The organism is Achromobacter sp. 1014246743 (assembly GCF_059760725.1).
In genome coordinates this window covers 88,758-104,404 of sequence record NZ_JCBANA010000006.1, presented here as the reverse complement: position 1 = coordinate 104,404, position 15,647 = coordinate 88,758, and the positions used below count along the sequence as shown (strand labels likewise).

The following is a 15,647-nucleotide window of genomic DNA, read 5'->3' as shown; positions in this document are numbered from 1 at the left end:
AAAGAATGTCCAAGGACGACGTCATTCAGATGCAAGGCGAGGTTCTTGAGAACCTCCCGAACGCGACATTTCGCGTCAAGCTCGAAAACGGCCACGTGGTGTTGGGCCATATTTCCGGCAAGATGCGTATGCATTACATCCGGATCCTGCCGGGTGACAAGGTCACAGTGGAGCTCACGCCCTATGATCTGACGCGAGCCAGGATAGTTTTCCGCTCCAAATGAGCGGAACCGGATTACGGAAAATTAGGAGTCAACCATGAAAGTAATGGCATCGGTTAAGCGGATCTGCCGCAACTGCAAAGTTATCAAACGTCACGGCGTGGTGCGTGTTATCTGCACCGACCCGCGTCACAAGCAGCGTCAAGGCTAACTCGGGTTAGCGACTACGCAACAGATTTATTCAAGGAATAGTCATGGCCCGTATTGCTGGCATTAACATCCCGCCGCAACAGCACGCCGAGATCGGCCTGACCGCCATTTTTGGCATCGGTCGTACGCGCGCTCGCAAGATTTGCGAAGCGGCAAACGTACCCTTTGACAAAAAGGTCAAGGATCTGAACGACGCTGAATTGGAACGCGTCCGCGAACATGTTGGTTTGTTCACGGTTGAAGGCGACCTGCGTCGTGAAGTACAGCTCTCGATCAAGCGTTTGATCGACCTGGGAACCTACCGCGGTATGCGTCACAAGCGCGGTTTGCCCGTGCGCGGCCAGCGCACTCGCACCAACGCCCGGACCCGCAAGGGCCCGCGTCGTGCTGCTGCGTCCCTGAAGAAATAATCGAGGAACTGGATTATGGCGAAAGCTTCCACCAGCGGCGCTTCGCGCGTGCGCAAAAAGGTCAAGAAGAACGTCTCGGACGGCATCGCGCACGTTCACGCTTCGTTCAACAACACCATCATCACCATCACCGACCGTCAGGGCAACGCTTTGTCGTGGGCCACTTCGGGCGGTGCTGGCTTCAAGGGTTCGCGTAAGTCGACCCCGTTCGCCGCGCAGGTCGCTGCTGAAACGGCTGGCCGCGTTGCGCTGGAATACGGCATCAAGACGCTGGAAGTTCGCATCAAGGGCCCCGGTCCTGGCCGCGAATCCTCCGTTCGCGCTCTGAACGCGCTGGGCATCAAGATTTCGAGCATTGCCGACATCACGCCCGTTCCGCACAACGGCTGCCGTCCGCCGAAGCGTCGTCGTATCTAAAGGGAATCCACATGGCACGTTATATTGGACCCAAATGCAAGCTCTCGCGCCGCGAGGGTACTGACCTGTTCCTGAAGAGCGCCCGTCGCTCGCTGGATTCCAAGTGCAAGCTGGATTCCAAGCCTGGCCAACACGGCCGCACTTCGGGTGCCCGCACTTCCGACTACGGCCTGCAGCTGCGCGAAAAGCAAAAGCTCAAGCGCATGTACGGCGTGCTGGAAAAGCAATTCCGCAAGTACTTCGCTGAAGCCGAGCGTCGCCGTGGCAACACCGGCGAAACGCTGATCCAGCTGCTGGAATCGCGCCTGGACAACGTCGTCTACCGCATGGGCTTCGGCTCGACCCGCGCTGAAGCTCGCCAGCTGGTGAGCCACCGCGCCATCGAACTGAACGGCCATACCGCCGACATCGCTTCGATGCTGGTCAAGGCTGGCGACGTGGTCTCGATCCGTGAAAAGGCCAAGAAACAAGGCCGTATCAAGGAATCGCTCGACCTGGCCACCAGCATCGGCATCCCCCAGTGGGTGGAAGTCGACACGACCAAGCTGACCGGTACGTTCAAGTCGGTCCCCGATCGCGCTGACGTCGCTCGCGACATCAACGAATCGATGGTCGTCGAACTGTACTCGCGTTAATCACGCCTGCCGGCGCCTCCTTCGCAAGGCGCTGGCGAGCTGGTCTCGCGACCCGTTTGCATGTCCCGCAGCAGCCCGCTTTCCGCCTTTTGGCGGCGGCGGGCTTTGCGGTAAGTATCGGCCGGTGTTTTTTGCACCGACCGAGTTTCATGTTTCACCCTGTCCATCAGCCTTATCGGTGTAACGAGCCGAGGGTATTGAAAAGGAACACAGTACATGTCCACTCAAGGTTTCCTGAAGCCGCGCTCCATTGAAGTCGAACCGGTCGGCACCCACCATGCCAAGATCGTGATGGAGCCGTTCGAGCGTGGCTACGGTCATACGCTGGGCAACGCCCTGCGCCGCATCCTGCTGTCTTCGATGACCGGCTACGCGCCGACCGAAGTCCAGATGACGGGCGTGGTGCACGAATACTCGACCATCCCGGGCGTTCGCGAAGATGTCGTCGACATCTTGCTGAACCTGAAGGGCGTGGTCTTCAAGCTGCACAATCGTGACGAAGTCACCCTGGTCCTGCGCAAGACCGGCGCCGGCACCGTGCTGGCCAGCGACATCGAGCTGCCGCACGACGTCGAGATCATCAACCCCGGCCATGCCATCTGCAACCTGACGGACGCAGGCAAGCTGGAAATGCAGATCAAGGTCGAAAAGGGCCGCGGCTACGTGCCGGGCAACGTGCGCGCGCTGTCGGAAGACCGTACCCACACCATCGGCCGCATCGTGCTGGACGCGTCGTTCAGCCCGGTTCGCCGCGTGAGCTACGCGGTTGAAAGCGCCCGTGTGGAACAGCGCACCGACCTGGACAAGCTGGTCCTGGACATCGAAACCAACGGCGTGATCTCGCCCGAGGAAGCGGTGCGTCAGTCGGCCCGCATCCTGATGGACCAGATCTCGGTTTTCGCTGCCCTGGAAGGCGCTGGCGATTCGTACGAAGCTCCGGTTCGCGGCACGCCGCAGATCGACCCGGTCCTGCTGCGTCCGGTCGACGACCTGGAACTGACCGTGCGTTCGGCCAACTGCCTGAAGGCCGAAAACATCTACTACATCGGCGACCTGATCCAGCGTACCGAAAACGAGCTGCTCAAGACCCCGAACCTGGGTCGCAAGTCGCTCAACGAGATCAAGGAAGTCCTGGCTGCACGTGGCTTGACCCTCGGCATGAAGCTCGAGAACTGGCCGCCCCTGGGCCTGGAGCGTCCCTAAGTCTTGAAGGGTGGCGCCTCTGGAAAGGGGCGTCTCCCGCAGCGCCCGGCCTCACCGCCGGGCGGTTTGCGAAACCGTCGTAAAATGCACCGTTTTCTACCGGACCGCGGCCTGATTGCAGGTTGATAGAAGAGCCGGACAACCCGATGGCGGAAACGCCTTCAATAGATTCAAAGGATACTTATCATGCGTCACGGTAATGGCTTGCGTAAGCTCAACCGCACCAGCAGTCACCGTCTTGCCATGTTCCGCAACATGGCCGTTTCGTTGATCACCCACGAAGCCATCAAGACCACGCTGCCGAAGGCGAAAGAATTGCGCCGCGTCATCGAACCCCTGATCACGCTGGGTAAAGAACCCACCCTCGCGAACAAGCGTCTGGCTTTTGCCCGTCTGCGCGATCGCGACGCCGTGGTGAAGCTGTTCGCCGAAATCGGCCCGCGCTACGCGGCCCGTAACGGCGGCTACACCCGCGTGCTGAAGATGGGTTTCCGTCAGGGCGACAACGCTCCCATGGCTTTCATGGAGCTGGTCGACCGTCCGGAAGTCGATGAAGCCGCTGAGGACAGCGCCGCCGAATAAGCTTCGGTTGCGCGATGAGTAGCAAGGGCGGGTCTTCGGACCCGCCCTTGTTTTTTGTGGCGTCCGGATAAGCGCCGTCCGAGTGAGGGGCAACGGGTACAAGATCCGGTCACGGGCTCAAGTGAAGCGGCGCAGGGCCCGGGATCAGATCAGCGCGTTGGCTGACGGCGCCAGAACGGTCTCCGGGAGCGCCCGCTACGACGCGTGCAGTTCGCCCCGCAATTGTGCCGCGGCGGCCTCCAGCGCCTCTTTAGACGCCTGTGGCGGCATCCGGAAGGTCAGGTCCTGCTGCGCGATGTACTGGGTCGAGGTGACGTCCTGCGGATGGTGCATGGGAATCACGTGCGCATGGGTGTGAGCCACGTGTATGCCCGTGAACGCGAATGCCACGCGGTCTACGTTGTACAGGCGCTTCATGTGCCGCCCCAGCTTCTGGCCCAGGTTGACGATGTGCCCGGCCAGGTCGGCTGGCATGTCTTCGTAGTAGGGGTAGTGCTGCTTGGGGATGATGAGCGTGTGCCCCGCGCGCACCGGCTGGATGTCCAGGAACGCCATCAGGCGGTCGTCTTCGTGGATGATGTGGGCCGGGATTTCGTGGCGGGCGATGCGGCAGAACAGGCAGTTATCGGACATGCTTGCCTCGGTGGGTACGGAGACGCGCGACGGCGCGGCGCAGCCGCAAGTCCGGCCGTGGAGGGCGGTGGCGGCAATACCGATAAAATACCCCGAGTTACATCCCACACGGCTACCCCAAGGAGGCCCCATGTTGCGCGATGACGACGTCGTGCTGGTCATCAGCAACGCGCCGGACCTGCTGCTGGCCAAACGTATCGCCCACGTGCTGGTCGAAGACGGACTGGCGGCCTGCGTGAACCTTGGCGCCCCGGGCCTGTCCATCTACCTGTGGCAAGGCGTGGTCGAGGGGACGGAAGAAATCCCCATTCACATCAAAACCACCTACGCGCGCCACCAGGCCGTGGTCCAGGCCCTGGCGCAGATGCATCCCTACGACGTGCCCGAAATCATTGTGCTGCCGGTCATCGGCGGCGCCGCGCCCTATCTGGATTGGGTGCGCGAGCAGACGGCCGTCCAGCAGAACAAGAGAGACTGATGTTGCAACTCGCGGTTCCAGCCGGCGCACCGGCGCGTGCCTTTTTCTCCAGAATGCTGGCCCTGTTGGCAATGTCGCTCTTGCTGTGGGGTTGGAGTGCGTCGGCGCGCGCCGATGCCGAATTTCTCGAACCGGAAAAGGCCTTTGTCTTCAGTGCGGTGATGGCGGCGCCGGATACGGTCGAGCTGCGTTTTCGCGTCGCGCCCGGCTATTACATGTACCGCGAGCGTTTCGGTATCACGATCAGTCCGTTGGGTGCGGCGACCTTGGGCGAGCCTGTCTATCCGAAGGGGGAGGTCAAGTACGACCCGACCTTCGAAAAGGACATGGAGGTCTATCACAAGGATGTCGTGATCCGGGTGCCGGTGGCCCCAGGCGGCCAGCCTTTCACGCTGACGTTGACCGGCCAGGGCTGCGCCGATGCCGGCCTGTGTTACCCCCCGATGGACAGCAGCGTGAAGCTGACGCCCGTGGCGGGGGGCTATGCCGTGGCGGGCGCCGGCGCGTCCGCCGCGCCGGCATCGTCCGGCGGCCTGAGCGCGCTGGTGAATGCGGGCGATACCGGCCTGGCCGATGCGTTGGGCGGGCTGGGCTGGGTCAAGACGGCCGGCGTGTTCCTGGTGCTGGGCTTGTTGCTGGCGTTCACGCCGTGCGTATTGCCGATGATTCCCATTCTTTCGTCGATCGTGCTGGGCGGGGCCAGCCAGGCCCGCCCGAGTCGCGGCCGGGGCCTGGCGCTGGCCGCGACCTACGTGTTGGGCATGTCCGTGGTCTATACCGCGCTGGGCGTGGCGGCCGGCTTGAGCGGCGCGGGTCTTGCCGCCTGGCTGCAGACGCCCTGGATCCTGACCTTGTTCGCGATTTTGCTGGCGGTGCTGGCGCTCGCGATGTTCGATGCCTTCACCTTCCAGATGCCGTCGGGCATCCAAGCCAAGTTGGCGGAGCGCTCGTCGCGCGTGCCGGGCGGCCGCTACACCGGCGCGTTGGTGATGGGCGCATTGTCGGCCCTGATCGTCGGGCCCTGCGTGGCCGCGCCGCTGGCCGGCGCGTTGCTGTACATCTCGCAGACCGGCGACGTGGTGCTGGGCGGTTCGGCCCTGTTCGCCATGGCCTGGGGCATGGGGGTGCCGCTCTTGATCGTGGGAGCTTCGTCCGGCGCACTGCTGCCCAAGGCGGGCCCCTGGATGGATGGCGTCAAGCGCCTGTTCGGCATGTTGTTGCTGGCGACGGCATGGTGGATGCTGATCCCGGTCGTGCCCACCTGGATGCAAATGACCGGCTGGGCCTTCCTGGCGATTGTCGGGGCCGTGATGCTGCGGGCGTTTGATGCGCTGCCAGCCGGCGCTGGCTCGGCGCGCATGTTCGGCAAGGGCCTGGGGCTGCTGTTGGCCCTGGCCGCCGCGGCGTGGCTGGTGGGGGCGGCCAGCGGCGGGCGCGACGTGCTGCAGCCCTTGTCCCATCTGGCATCGGGCGGCCCGGCCGCGGCCGGCGTGTCGGCCAATGCCGGTGAAGTGCATTTCAAGCGGGTGCGCAACAACGCCGAGCTCGACGCGCTGCTGGCGCAGAGCCAGCAGCCGGTGATGCTGGATTTCTATGCTGACTGGTGCGTGTCGTGTCGCGAGATGGAGCGCTTCACCTTCACCGATCCGGGGGTGGCGCAGCGCATGGCGGGCATGTTGCTGGTGCAGGCCGATGTCACGGCCAACAACGCCGACGATCGCGCACTGCTCAAGCGGTTCCGGCTGTTCGGCCCCCCGGGCATCATGTTCTTCGAGCCGGGTGGCAAGGAATTGCCCGATGCCCGCGTGGTGGGCTTCCAGGACGCCAAGCGTTTCACCGAGTCGCTGGACCGCGTGCTATTGCGCTGAGCGGCGCCCGGCCGCTACCATGAGGACTTGCGTCGCGTGGGCGGCGCCCTCCATCCACCAGGCCGGCGCCCGTGACGTCTTCGACAGTTGCTGCAAGCCAGGACCGCACCGGTCTGATCTATCTTCAATTGATGTTCGTGATGGCCACGTGGGGCCTGAACATCGTCTCTATCAAGTACCTGACACAACACATGGACATCCGGGCCCTGGCGGCCGTGCGGATCGCCGTGGCGTTCGTTGCGGTCACGCTGATCGTCAAGGCCCGTCGTGGCCGCATTCCCCGGCTAGGTCGCGTGGAACTGGGCTGGGTGGCGCTGGCGGGCTTTCTGGTGGTGTACGCGCACCAGACCGCGTTGGTCTACGGCTTGCAGTTCTCGTCAGCCGCCAATGGCACGCTGCTGATGGCCACCAGCCCGCTGTTGTCGGCGCTGCTGGCGGCCTTGTTCTACCGTGAAAAGCTGACGTGGTTGCGCATTGCGGGCGCCTTGCTGGGCCTGGCCGGCGTGGCGATGGTGGTGATCGGCAGCGGCGCGCAGCTGGGCCTGACCGGCTGGGGCGACGCGATCGTGTTCCTGGCGGTCGCGGTGTTCGTGTTCGGCGGGCTGGTGATCCAGCGCATTTCGCGCACGCTCGATCCGCTGGCGATGCTCTGGTACATGTACCTGGCCGGTGGGCTGATGCTGGTGGTGCATGCCGTCCTGACGCCTGGCGCTTACGACACCGAGGGCTGGCGCATGACGTGGTGGCCGTGGATGGTGCTGCTGTTTTCGGCCGTGATCGCCTCGGGCGTCAGCAACATCATCTGGAATGCAGGCATCGCGCGGCTGGGGATCAGCCGCGCGGCGCTGTTCGTGAACTGGCTGCCGATCTTCGGCCTGCTGTTCGCCGCGCTGTTCCTGGACGAACACGTGACGCTGGTGCACGTGGCCGGCCTGGCCTGCATCTTGAGCGGGACCTGGCTCGGCCTGCGCCGCAGCGCCTAGTCGCGGTTCTTGAGCAGCTTGGCCGCCTCGATGGCGAAGTAGGTCAGGATGCCGTCGGCGCCGGCGCGCTTGAACGCCAGCAAGGCTTCCATCATGACCTTGTCGTGGTCCAGCCAGCCGTTGGCGGAGGCGGCCTTGATCATCGCGTATTCGCCGCTGACCTGATAGGCGAAGGTCGGCACACGGAAGGTGTCTTTCACGCGGCGCAGCACGTCCAGGTAGGGCATGCCCGGCTTGACCATGACCATGTCGGCGCCTTCCTGCAGGTCGGCAGCGACTTCGCGCAGGGCTTCGTCCAGGTTGCCCGGGTCCATCTGGTAAGCCATTTTGTTGGACTTGCCCAGGTTGGTGGCGGACCCCACGGCGTCGCGGAACGGGCCGTAGAAGGCGCTGGCGTACTTGGCCGAGTAGGCCATGATCTGGGTGTGGATGTAGCCGTTGGCCTCGAGCGCACGGCGCACGGCGCCGATGCGACCGTCCATCATGTCGCTGGGGGCGACCATGTCGACGCCGGCGGCGGCTTGCGTGAGCGCCTGCTTGACCAGGATCTCGACGGTAGGCTCGTTGACGACGTAGCCGTTTTCATCGATGACGCCGTCCTGGCCGTGGCTGGTGTAGGGGTCAAGCGCTACATCGCACAGCACGCCCAATTCAGGGAAACGTTTTTTCAGCTCGCGAACGACGCGCGGGATCAGGCCGTCGGGATTGGTGGCCTCGATGCCGTCGGGCGTCTTGAGCGACGGATCGATGGCGGGGAACAGCGACAGCACCGGGATGCCCAGCGATACGCATTCTTCGGCCACCGCCATCAGCGTGTCCGGCGAGTAGCGGACCACGCCGGGCAGCGACGGCACGGCTTGCTTCAAGCCCGTGCCTTCGGCCACGAACACGGGGTAGATCAGGTCGTCCACCGTGAGGGTGTTTTCGCGCACCAGGCGGCGGGTGAAGGCGTCGCGACGCAGGCGGCGGGGGCGGGAAACCGGGAAGTCGGGGGTGATGATCTGCGGGTTCATGGTACGACCTTGGGAGAAATCCAGTTTTCTATGTGCGCGCCAGCTTCTTCCAGGCCGATGCGCTCGGGCGCCGAGAAGGGGATGGTGTGCAGGGCGCCGATGTCCGCCAGGTCTTTGCGCACGGAAAACACGGTGCGCATGCGCTGGCCGTAAGGCAGCTTGTCGGCTTTGGTGAGCAACGCCAGCACCGGGCGTCCGGTGGGGGCGATGAAGTTGGCCAGGCGCCGATCCAGTTCGGTGACGCCGCGGCGGATGTCGATGAGCAGCACGATGCCGACCAGCGATTCACGGTCGCGCAGATAGCCGCCCAGGATGTCGGCCCATTTTTCCTTCTCGTTGCGGGCGACCGACGCGTAGCCGTAGCCGGGCAGGTCGACGAGATAGCCGATGTGGCTTTCCGGATCCAGCGGATCGGGCAGGCTGAACATGTTGATCAGGCGCGTGCGGCCCGGCGTCTTGCTCGAGAAGGCAAGGCGGCGCTGGTTGCACAGCACGTTGATGGACGTGGATTTGCCCGCGTTGGACCGGCCGACAAAGCAGACCTCGGGTGCGCCGGCGGGCGGCAACTGGTCGAGGCGAGCTGCCGACGTGAGAAAAGAGGCGCGATGTAGGAGGGACACGGATGGCTTTGGATACGGTTGGTTTCGAGCCCTATTGTATAATCCGGCGTTTGCAACAGTGGTCCCCGTGCGCGGAGCCGTCTCTTTTGCTTACCGTTAAGGGCATTTCGGTACCTACCGGCATGTTCCAGGCAGGCAAAACGGGCAAATCAGGTTCGATACGGTTTTCCAGATGTGCGGGTAGGCGTGGGCGCCTTTTTGCGCCTTGAGCGATGCGATTCGTCGAGGTCTTCATGAAGCGTGTGCTGTCCCGGATGTTGGTTGCGAGCGGGCTGTTGCTCGGCGCCTCCGCCTTATCTACTACGAGTTTCGCCGCCGACGGTGCTGCGGGCCCGGCCAAGCCAGATGCCGCCAAGGGCGGACAGCTGTTTGACCAGGGTGACGCCTCCCGAGGCATCATCGCCTGTGCCTCCTGTCATGGCGCGGCGGGCAACAGCACCATCCCGGTGAACCCCAACCTGGCCACGCAACCCCACGAATACCTGGTCAAGCAACTGACCGATTTCCAGGTCAAGGCGGGCGCCAAGCTGCCCGTGCGCAATGGCCCGGGCGGCAATCCCACCCCCATGACCGCCATGGCGCAGAACCTGACGCCGGCCGACATGCAGAACATCGCGCTGTACCTGGCGCAGCAGCCCCTGAAAGAGCCTGCCACGGCCGGCTACGAGAAGCTGGTTGATCTGGGTCAAAAGATCTGGCGCGGCGGCTTGCCCGAACGCAATGTTCCCGCGTGCGCGGCATGCCATTCTGCCAACGGCGCGGGCATTCCGGGCCAGTACCCCCGCTTGTCGGGTCAGTTCCCCCTGTATATTGAAGAACAGCTCAAGCTGTTCCGCAGCGGCGATCGCGCCAACGACGTGATGCACGCCGTGGCCGACAGGATGTCGGATGCCGACATCAAGGCCGTGGCGGATTACGCGGCTGGCCTGCGGTAGCCGCTTGCCGGCAACGCGCGCGGCTGGTCCGCGTTCACGCAACCTGAGCGTACGGAACCTGGTTCCGTTACGCGCTGTCTACGAGGGGGGTAGCCGATAGCGCGGCCCCCCTTTTTTCATGAATTCGACTCAGACACACTCTCGTCCTTCCCTGCGCAGCCTGCCCCGCGACCTATTCGAACTGCTGGGGTCGATGCGTTTTGCCGTCAGCCTGCTGATGTTCATCTGCGTGGCCAGTCTGGTGGGGACGGTACTGCAACAGAACCGGTCGTCCAGCAATTACATCGACCAGTTCGGCCCGTTCTGGTACGAGGTGTTCGACAAGTTCTCCATCTGGCACGTCTACAACAGCTGGTGGTTCCTGTTGATCATGGCATTCCTGGTCGTGTCGACGTCGGTCTGCCTGATCCGCAATGCGCCCAAGATGCTGCGCGAGGCCAGCTCGTTTCGCGAGCACGTGCGTGGCAGCAGCTTGCGGGCGTTTCCGCACCGCGTCGAAACCGAGGTGCCCGGCGATGTGCCTCAAACGGCGGCCGGCCTGACGGCGCTGCTCAAGCGCATGGGCTATGCGGTGCGTGAGCGCCAGGACAATACGGGTGTGCTGCTGGCGGCCAAGAAGGGTAGCGCCAACCGGCTGGGCTATGTGTTCGCGCACGCCGCGATGGTCATCATCTGTATTGGCGGGCTGCTCGACAGCGAGCTGCCCGTGCGGCTGCAGGTCATGTTCGGCGGCAAGAAGCCGATCGTCGAGAACATGCTGATTTCCGAGGTGCCGGAAAGCGGCCGCCTGTCGGTCGACAACCCCAGCTTTCGCGCCAGCGTACTGGTGCCCGAGAACGGCCAAGCCAGCACGGCGGTCGTGATGGTCGGCGACGGCGCGCTGGTGCAGCCGATGCCGTTCACGCTGAAGCTCAAGAAATTCGTCGTCGACTACTACTCGACGGGCATGCCCAGCCGCTTTGCCAGTGAAGTGGAAGTGACGGACCCGGATACCGGCAAGTCGTTCGATTCCACCATCGAAGTGAACGAGCCGCTGCGCTTCAAGGGCATGACGGTGTATCAGTCCAGCTTCGACGATGGCGGCAGCACGGTGGTGCTCAAGGGCTATCCGCTGGTTGGCGCCGACAGCGCCACCTTCAAGGTCGACGGCACGGTGGGCAAGACCGCCGAAGTCAGTGCCAATACGGCAAAGGGCCCGCGCAGCATGGGCGTGGAAATCACGGCGCTGCGCCCGATCAACGTCGAAGACCTGACTCGTGGCGACCCCAAGGGCGCCAACCAGAGTTTTGCCGAGCATGTGGCGTCGGTGTCCGGCAGCGCGGCCGGCAAAAAGAACGAAAACCTGCGCAACGTAGGCCCCAGCGTCGAATACAAGCTGATCGACGACGCGGGCCAGGCGCATGAATTCCAGAACTACATGTTGCCCGTGCAACTGGACGGCGCCAGCGTGTTCCTGGCCGGGGTGCGCAACAATGCGTCCGAGCCCTTCCGCTACCTGCGCATTCCAGCGGACGACGACAGTTCGGTCGCGGAATTCATGCGGCTGCGCGCCACGTTGGCCGATCCGAGCGCACGCCAGGAAGCGGCCCGCCGCTTCGCGGAGCGCAACAGCCCCAGTGGTGCCGACCGCCAGCCTCTGCAGACGGCAGCCGAGCGTGCGCTGGAAACCTACGCCGGGGGCGGCCTGCAGGCCGTGGCCGCGTTCCTGCAGGCCAATACGCCGCCCGCCGACCTGGAGCGCGCGGCTGACGTCGTGATCCGGCTGATCGGCGCCAGCATGAATGAACTGCGGGGCGTAGAACGCGAACGCGCCGGCTTGCCGCCCGTGCCGACCGAGGGCGCCGAAGGCGAGCGCGCCGCGGTGTGGTCGCGCCTGGCGGTGGCGGCCTTGTCCGACCTGACCGTCTACCCGGCTCCGGTGTTCTTCTCATTGGCCGATTTCAACCACATCCAGGCCAGCGTGTTCCAGGTCAGCCGCACCCCGGGCAAGAACACGGTCTACCTGGGCAGCCTGCTGCTGGTGCTGGGGGTGTTTTCGATGTTCTATATTCGAGATCGCCGCGTCTGGATCTGGGTCCGGCCGCAAGACGGCGGCAGCGGCATCCTGGCGGCGATGACTTCGCAGAAGCGTACACTCGACTTCAACCACGAGTTTGATCGCTTCAAGCAGGCGCTGCTGCGCCAGAAAGGGTCTTAAGGTTTCTTATGTCCACGACGACCACCACGCACTCCCCTACGCCCGACATGCCCGTGCATGCGGCTTCGCCAGGCAGCTCCTGGGACGAAAGCCTGTCCGAAACCGGTGACAACCGCGCACAACGCGGCAAACCCGACTGGACCGACGTCGTCTTCTTCCTGTTGCTGGCGGTGGGGGCGGGCTTTGCGCTGACCCGCTACGCCGGCGCCATGGACTACTACGAGAAGATCATCCTGTGCGGTACGGTGCCCGCGCTGGCCTGGCTGGGCTGGCTGTGGCGCCCCTTGCGCCGCCTGATGGTGGCCTGTGCCATCGCGGCCGGCCTGGCGCTGATGCTCTACGGCAACGACCTGGCACGGGCCGAGCAGGTGTTCTTCCTGAAGTACCTGTTCTCGTCGCAGTCGGCCATTCTCTGGATGAGCGCGCTGTTCGCGCTGGCCATGGTCTGCTACTGGATCGGCGTATTCAGCCCGACGGCCGCGTGGCTGGGCACCGCCCTGACCTGGGGGGCGGTGTTCGCGGGTGTGACGGGCTTGCTCGTGCGTTGGCGTGAAGGCCACTTGATGGGCCCGGACCTGGGTCACATCCCGGTCAGCAACCTGTATGAAGTGTTTGTCCTGTTCTCGCTGATCACGGCGCTGTTCTACCTGTACTACGAACGCAAATACAAGACCCGTGCGCTGGGCGGCTTCGTGCTGCTGGTGGTGACCTCGGCCGTGGTGTTCCTGCTCTGGTATTCGTTCACGCGCGATGCCGGGCAGATCCAGCCGCTGGTGCCGGCGCTCAAGAGCTGGTGGATGAAGCTGCACGTGCCGGCCAATTTCATCGGCTACGGCACGTTCTCGCTGGCGGCCATGGTCGGCTTTGCCTACCTGGTCAAGCAGCATGGGCAGACCACGTCCTGGTTGAAACTGGCGCCGCTGTTCGTGCTGGGCGTGCTGCTGTGCGCCGAACCGATGGTGTTCCGCACCGATGGGCTGTCGGCCACCTGGATGCTGTATTTCGGTATCGGCGCCGTGATCGTGGGCGCGATCCTGCTGGGCCGGCGCCATATTGCCGCCGCGCTGCCGCCTTTGGAGGTGCTGGACGACATCATGTATCGCGCCATCGCCATCGGTTTCGCCTTCTTCACCGTGGCCACCATCCTGGGCGCGCTGTGGGCAGCCGATGCCTGGGGCGCGTACTGGCAATGGGACCCCAAGGAAACCTGGGCGCTGATCGTCTGGCTGAACTACGCGGCCTGGCTGCACATGCGCCTGATCAAGGGCCTGCGCGGCACCATGGCGGCCTACTGGGCGCTGACGGGCCTGTTGATCACGGGCTTCGCCTTCCTGGGCGTGAACATGTTCCTGTCGGGCCTGCATTCCTACGGTCAGCTCTGACGTCGTCACTCCCAACGAAAAAGGCCCCGACGACGGGGCCTTTTTCGTATGCGGATGGCGCGCAGCTCAGGGCAGCGTCGACTCTGCGCGCAGCAGGTCGTCCAGCGTCTCGCGTTGACGTACGACGTGATAGTGGTCGCCGTCGACCATGACTTCGGCCGCGCGGGGGCGCGTGTTGTAGTTGCCGGCCATGGTCATGCCGTAGGCGCCGGCCGATTCCAGCGCCAGCACATCGCCCTGTTCGAGGGCCAGCACGCGCTGTCTGGCCAGCCAGTCGGCGCTTTCGCAGACCGGGCCGACGATGTCGTATTCGGTGGCATCGCCGCCGCGCGGCCGCAGGGGGCGCACTCCGTGCCAGGCCTCGTACAGCGCCGGCCGCAGCAGGTCGTTCATGCCGGCATCGACGATGGCGAAATTGTGTGCTTCGTTGTGCTTGAGGTACTGCACGGTGGTCAACAGCACGCCGGCATTGCCGATCAGCGACCGACCGGGTTCCAGCACCACGTGCAGGTGACCTTGGCCGCGGGCCTGCAGGCGCTGGAATACCTGGTCCAGCAGCGCCTTGGGCGAGGGTGGGGTCTCGTCGGTGTAGCGGATGCCCAGGCCGCCGCCCAGGTCCAGGTGCGACAACCGGATGCCGATACCGTCCAGCTGTTCGACCAGATCGAGCAGCTTTTCCAGGGCATCTAAATAGGGACTGATGTCGGTCAGCTGTGACCCGATGTGGCAATCCAGGCCGGTGATGTCCAGCCCCGGCAGCAGACGGGCGCTGCGGTAAGCGTCCAGCGCGGCGTCGATGGCGATGCCGAATTTGTTTTCTTTCAGGCCCGTGGAAATATAGGGATGGGTCTGCGCGTCGACGTCCGGGTTGACGCGCAGCGACACCCGGGCGCGCTGGCCCATTTCTTCGGCCACGTCGGACAGGCGCTGCAGTTCGGCCTCGGATTCGACGTTGAAGCAGAACACGCCGGCCGCCAGCGCCGCCCGCATTTCCCAGGCTTGCTTGCCCACGCCTGAGAACACGATCTTGGCCGGGTCGGCCCCCACGGCCAGGGCGCGCTTGAGTTCGCCGCCTGAGACGATGTCGAAGCCGGCACCCAGGCGGACGAATTCCTTCAAAACGGCCAGGTTGGAATTGGCCTTCATGCCGTAGCAGACCAGCACGGGCCGCTGGCCGACGGCGCTGCGATAGATGTCCCAGGCGCCCTTGAGCGCGGCGCGGGAGTAGACGTAGAGCGGCGTTCCCAGCTTTTCGGCCAGATGGTCCAGTGGCACGTCTTCGGCGTACAGCACGTTGTTGCGGTACTGGAAGTAGGGGTGCCCGGCCAGCTCGGGCGGAACTGGGAACGCGGCGTTCATGGCAGCGAGGGCGCTGCCGGAATCTGCGGCACTTGGGGCGCAGACTGGGATTGGGTGCGCGGTGGCGGCTTGCCGTCAGGCGTCGGCATGTACAAAGGACCCTTGTACCCGCAGGCCGCAACCATGCCGGTCGCCACAAGCGTGGCTACAATGCGAAGAGACATGCGGCTGAATGCCAATTGGAACACTGGGAACTCCGTAATTCTTGCAGGCTCGATTATGACCGAAACCGAATTTCTTGCGTTGATCGACCAGGTGCTGGAAAGCATCGAAAGCCAGGCCGATGACTGGGCGGCTTCGCTCGACGTCGACGTCGAAACCAGCCGCAGCGGCAATGTGCTGACCATGGTGTTCGAAGACAATACCCACGTGGTGGTGAACAGCCAGGCCGCCATGCAGGAACTGTGGGTGGCCGCGCGCAGTGGCGGCTTCCATTACCGCTACGACGGCCAGAACTGGAACGATACCCGAGGCGGTCCGAAATTGCCGGACGCGCTGTCCCAGATCTGTTCCGCGGCGGCGGGCGTGCCCGTCACGATCCGCCTGTAGCGCTCAATGAAA

Annotated in this window: 19 protein-coding genes; 14 read left to right on the top strand and 5 right to left on the bottom strand. The window is 64.2% G+C overall.

Going from position 1 to position 15,647, the window contains the following annotated elements:
• The first annotated feature begins 5 nt into the window (after positions 1 to 5).
• From infA to rplQ, 7 genes are all read left to right on the top strand, one after another.
• Positions 6 to 224 carry a translation initiation factor IF-1 gene (gene infA / locus AC6LJ2_RS04505; RefSeq protein ID WP_003806927.1) on the top strand — a complete coding sequence of 73 codons (219 nt, stop codon included), beginning with the start codon at positions 6 to 8 and terminating at the stop codon, positions 222 to 224.
• A gap of 34 nt (positions 225 to 258) precedes the next feature.
• Positions 259 to 372 (top strand): 50S ribosomal protein L36, encoded by a 114-nt coding sequence (gene rpmJ / locus AC6LJ2_RS04500; protein ID WP_003806928.1) that lies wholly within the window; start codon positions 259 to 261, stop codon positions 370 to 372.
• A gap of 43 nt (positions 373 to 415) precedes the next feature.
• Positions 416 to 781 carry a 30S ribosomal protein S13 gene (gene rpsM / locus AC6LJ2_RS04495; protein ID WP_006216517.1) on the top strand — a complete coding sequence of 122 codons (366 nt, stop codon included), beginning with the start codon at positions 416 to 418 and terminating at the stop codon, positions 779 to 781.
• Positions 782 to 796: 15 nt separating this feature from the next.
• The gene (gene rpsK, locus AC6LJ2_RS04490) at positions 797 to 1,198 is read left to right on the top strand and encodes a 30S ribosomal protein S11 (protein ID WP_006216516.1); all 402 of its coding nucleotides are present in this window, start codon (positions 797 to 799) and stop codon (positions 1,196 to 1,198) included.
• A gap of 11 nt (positions 1,199 to 1,209) precedes the next feature.
• On the top strand, positions 1,210 to 1,833 hold the full coding sequence (gene rpsD / locus AC6LJ2_RS04485; protein ID WP_263913058.1) for a 30S ribosomal protein S4: 624 nt from the start codon (positions 1,210 to 1,212) through the stop codon (positions 1,831 to 1,833).
• A gap of 216 nt (positions 1,834 to 2,049) precedes the next feature.
• On the top strand, positions 2,050 to 3,036 hold the full coding sequence (locus tag AC6LJ2_RS04480) for a DNA-directed RNA polymerase subunit alpha (RefSeq protein ID WP_006216514.1): 987 nt from the start codon (positions 2,050 to 2,052) through the stop codon (positions 3,034 to 3,036).
• 186 nt (positions 3,037 to 3,222) lie between these two features.
• On the top strand, positions 3,223 to 3,618 hold the full coding sequence (rplQ, locus tag AC6LJ2_RS04475) for a 50S ribosomal protein L17 (RefSeq protein ID WP_025136324.1): 396 nt from the start codon (positions 3,223 to 3,225) through the stop codon (positions 3,616 to 3,618).
• Positions 3,619 to 3,813: 195 nt separating this feature from the next.
• On the opposite strand, the gene AC6LJ2_RS04470 is transcribed toward rplQ, so the two are convergent.
• Entirely contained in the window at positions 3,814 to 4,251 is a 438-nt protein-coding gene (locus AC6LJ2_RS04470) for an HIT family protein (RefSeq protein ID WP_263913057.1), read from the bottom strand.
• Between the two features lie 130 nt (positions 4,252 to 4,381).
• Between AC6LJ2_RS04470 and cutA the strand changes: the two genes are divergently transcribed.
• The 3 genes from cutA to AC6LJ2_RS04455 all read left to right on the top strand — a co-directional run bounded on the left by cutA (position 4,382) and on the right by AC6LJ2_RS04455 (position 7,580).
• Positions 4,382 to 4,729, top strand: a complete 348-nt coding sequence (gene cutA, locus AC6LJ2_RS04465) for a divalent cation tolerance protein CutA (RefSeq protein WP_263913056.1) — start codon at positions 4,382 to 4,384, stop codon at positions 4,727 to 4,729.
• Positions 4,729 to 6,597 carry a protein-disulfide reductase DsbD gene (gene dsbD, locus AC6LJ2_RS04460; protein WP_498150888.1) on the top strand — a complete coding sequence of 623 codons (1,869 nt, stop codon included), beginning with the start codon at positions 4,729 to 4,731 and terminating at the stop codon, positions 6,595 to 6,597. The genes cutA and dsbD overlap by 1 nt, the downstream gene beginning before the upstream one ends.
• A gap of 131 nt (positions 6,598 to 6,728) precedes the next feature.
• A complete protein-coding gene (locus AC6LJ2_RS04455; RefSeq protein ID WP_263913089.1) occupies positions 6,729 to 7,580 on the top strand; it encodes a DMT family transporter in 852 nt (283 codons plus the stop codon).
• Here AC6LJ2_RS04455 and hemB read toward each other — a convergent pair.
• Positions 7,577 to 8,593, bottom strand: a complete 1,017-nt coding sequence (gene hemB / locus AC6LJ2_RS04450) for a porphobilinogen synthase (RefSeq protein WP_263913054.1) — start codon at positions 8,591 to 8,593, stop codon at positions 7,577 to 7,579. The genes AC6LJ2_RS04455 and hemB overlap by 4 nt on opposite strands.
• A complete protein-coding gene (gene yihA, locus AC6LJ2_RS04445) occupies positions 8,590 to 9,213 on the bottom strand; it encodes a ribosome biogenesis GTP-binding protein YihA/YsxC (RefSeq protein ID WP_025136320.1) in 624 nt (207 codons plus the stop codon). Before yihA ends, hemB begins: the two co-directional genes overlap by 4 nt.
• A 233-nt stretch (positions 9,214 to 9,446) precedes the next feature.
• On the opposite strand from yihA, the gene AC6LJ2_RS04440 reads away from it, so the two are divergent.
• From AC6LJ2_RS04440 to ccsB, 3 genes are all read left to right on the top strand, one after another.
• A complete protein-coding gene (locus tag AC6LJ2_RS04440) occupies positions 9,447 to 10,148 on the top strand; it encodes a c-type cytochrome (RefSeq protein ID WP_498150887.1) in 702 nt (233 codons plus the stop codon).
• Between the two features lie 118 nt (positions 10,149 to 10,266).
• Positions 10,267 to 12,345: a cytochrome c biogenesis protein ResB gene (locus AC6LJ2_RS04435; protein WP_263913052.1), complete on the top strand. Its 2,079-nt coding sequence runs from the start codon at positions 10,267 to 10,269 to the stop codon at positions 12,343 to 12,345.
• A gap of 47 nt (positions 12,346 to 12,392) precedes the next feature.
• On the top strand, positions 12,393 to 13,727 hold the full coding sequence (ccsB, locus tag AC6LJ2_RS04430; RefSeq protein ID WP_263913088.1) for a c-type cytochrome biogenesis protein CcsB: 1,335 nt from the start codon (positions 12,393 to 12,395) through the stop codon (positions 13,725 to 13,727).
• Between the two features lie 66 nt (positions 13,728 to 13,793).
• Here ccsB and lysA read toward each other — a convergent pair whose 3' ends face one another.
• Together lysA and lptM are read right to left on the bottom strand one after the other, a co-directional pair.
• Complete coding sequence (gene lysA, locus AC6LJ2_RS04425; protein WP_498150886.1) at positions 13,794 to 15,086, bottom strand: diaminopimelate decarboxylase; 1,293 nt, start codon at positions 15,084 to 15,086, stop codon at positions 13,794 to 13,796.
• A complete protein-coding gene (gene lptM / locus AC6LJ2_RS04420) occupies positions 15,083 to 15,250 on the bottom strand; it encodes an LPS translocon maturation chaperone LptM (RefSeq protein WP_263913087.1) in 168 nt (55 codons plus the stop codon). Before lptM ends, lysA begins: the two co-directional genes overlap by 4 nt.
• Before the next feature lie 55 nt (positions 15,251 to 15,305).
• Here lptM and cyaY point away from each other — a divergent pair, with 55 nt between their 5' ends.
• On the top strand, positions 15,306 to 15,635 hold the full coding sequence (gene cyaY / locus AC6LJ2_RS04415; RefSeq protein ID WP_025136314.1) for an iron donor protein CyaY: 330 nt from the start codon (positions 15,306 to 15,308) through the stop codon (positions 15,633 to 15,635).
• The last annotated feature ends 12 nt before the right edge of the window (positions 15,636 to 15,647 follow it).

What these genes read in the sequence shown, in the direction of transcription:
- rpsK (WP_006216516.1), top strand. Translation starts at nt 797, where the DNA reads ATGGCGAAAGCTTCCACCAGCGGCGCTTCGCGCGTGCGCAAAAAGGTC.
- lysA (WP_498150886.1), bottom strand. Translation starts at nt 15,086, where the DNA reads ATGAACGCCGCGTTCCCAGTTCCGCCCGAGCTGGCCGGGCACCCCTAC.
- dsbD (WP_498150888.1), top strand. Translation starts at nt 4,729, where the DNA reads ATGTTGCAACTCGCGGTTCCAGCCGGCGCACCGGCGCGTGCCTTTTTC.
- rpsD (WP_263913058.1), top strand. Translation starts at nt 1,210, where the DNA reads ATGGCACGTTATATTGGACCCAAATGCAAGCTCTCGCGCCGCGAGGGT.
- rpmJ (WP_003806928.1), top strand. Translation starts at nt 259, where the DNA reads ATGAAAGTAATGGCATCGGTTAAGCGGATCTGCCGCAACTGCAAAGTT.
- hemB (WP_263913054.1), bottom strand. Translation starts at nt 8,593, where the DNA reads ATGAACCCGCAGATCATCACCCCCGACTTCCCGGTTTCCCGCCCCCGC.
- AC6LJ2_RS04480 (WP_006216514.1), top strand. Translation starts at nt 2,050, where the DNA reads ATGTCCACTCAAGGTTTCCTGAAGCCGCGCTCCATTGAAGTCGAACCG.
- AC6LJ2_RS04440 (WP_498150887.1), top strand. Translation starts at nt 9,447, where the DNA reads ATGAAGCGTGTGCTGTCCCGGATGTTGGTTGCGAGCGGGCTGTTGCTC.
- AC6LJ2_RS04455 (WP_263913089.1), top strand. Translation starts at nt 6,729, where the DNA reads ATGTTCGTGATGGCCACGTGGGGCCTGAACATCGTCTCTATCAAGTAC.
- rpsM (WP_006216517.1), top strand. Translation starts at nt 416, where the DNA reads ATGGCCCGTATTGCTGGCATTAACATCCCGCCGCAACAGCACGCCGAG.
- lptM (WP_263913087.1), bottom strand. Translation starts at nt 15,250, where the DNA reads ATGTCTCTTCGCATTGTAGCCACGCTTGTGGCGACCGGCATGGTTGCG.
- rplQ (WP_025136324.1), top strand. Translation starts at nt 3,223, where the DNA reads ATGCGTCACGGTAATGGCTTGCGTAAGCTCAACCGCACCAGCAGTCAC.
- AC6LJ2_RS04470 (WP_263913057.1), bottom strand. Translation starts at nt 4,251, where the DNA reads ATGTCCGATAACTGCCTGTTCTGCCGCATCGCCCGCCACGAAATCCCG.
- AC6LJ2_RS04435 (WP_263913052.1), top strand. Translation starts at nt 10,267, where the DNA reads ATGAATTCGACTCAGACACACTCTCGTCCTTCCCTGCGCAGCCTGCCC.
- cutA (WP_263913056.1), top strand. Translation starts at nt 4,382, where the DNA reads ATGTTGCGCGATGACGACGTCGTGCTGGTCATCAGCAACGCGCCGGAC.
- ccsB (WP_263913088.1), top strand. Translation starts at nt 12,393, where the DNA reads ATGCCCGTGCATGCGGCTTCGCCAGGCAGCTCCTGGGACGAAAGCCTG.
- infA (WP_003806927.1), top strand. Translation starts at nt 6, where the DNA reads ATGTCCAAGGACGACGTCATTCAGATGCAAGGCGAGGTTCTTGAGAAC.
- cyaY (WP_025136314.1), top strand. Translation starts at nt 15,306, where the DNA reads ATGACCGAAACCGAATTTCTTGCGTTGATCGACCAGGTGCTGGAAAGC.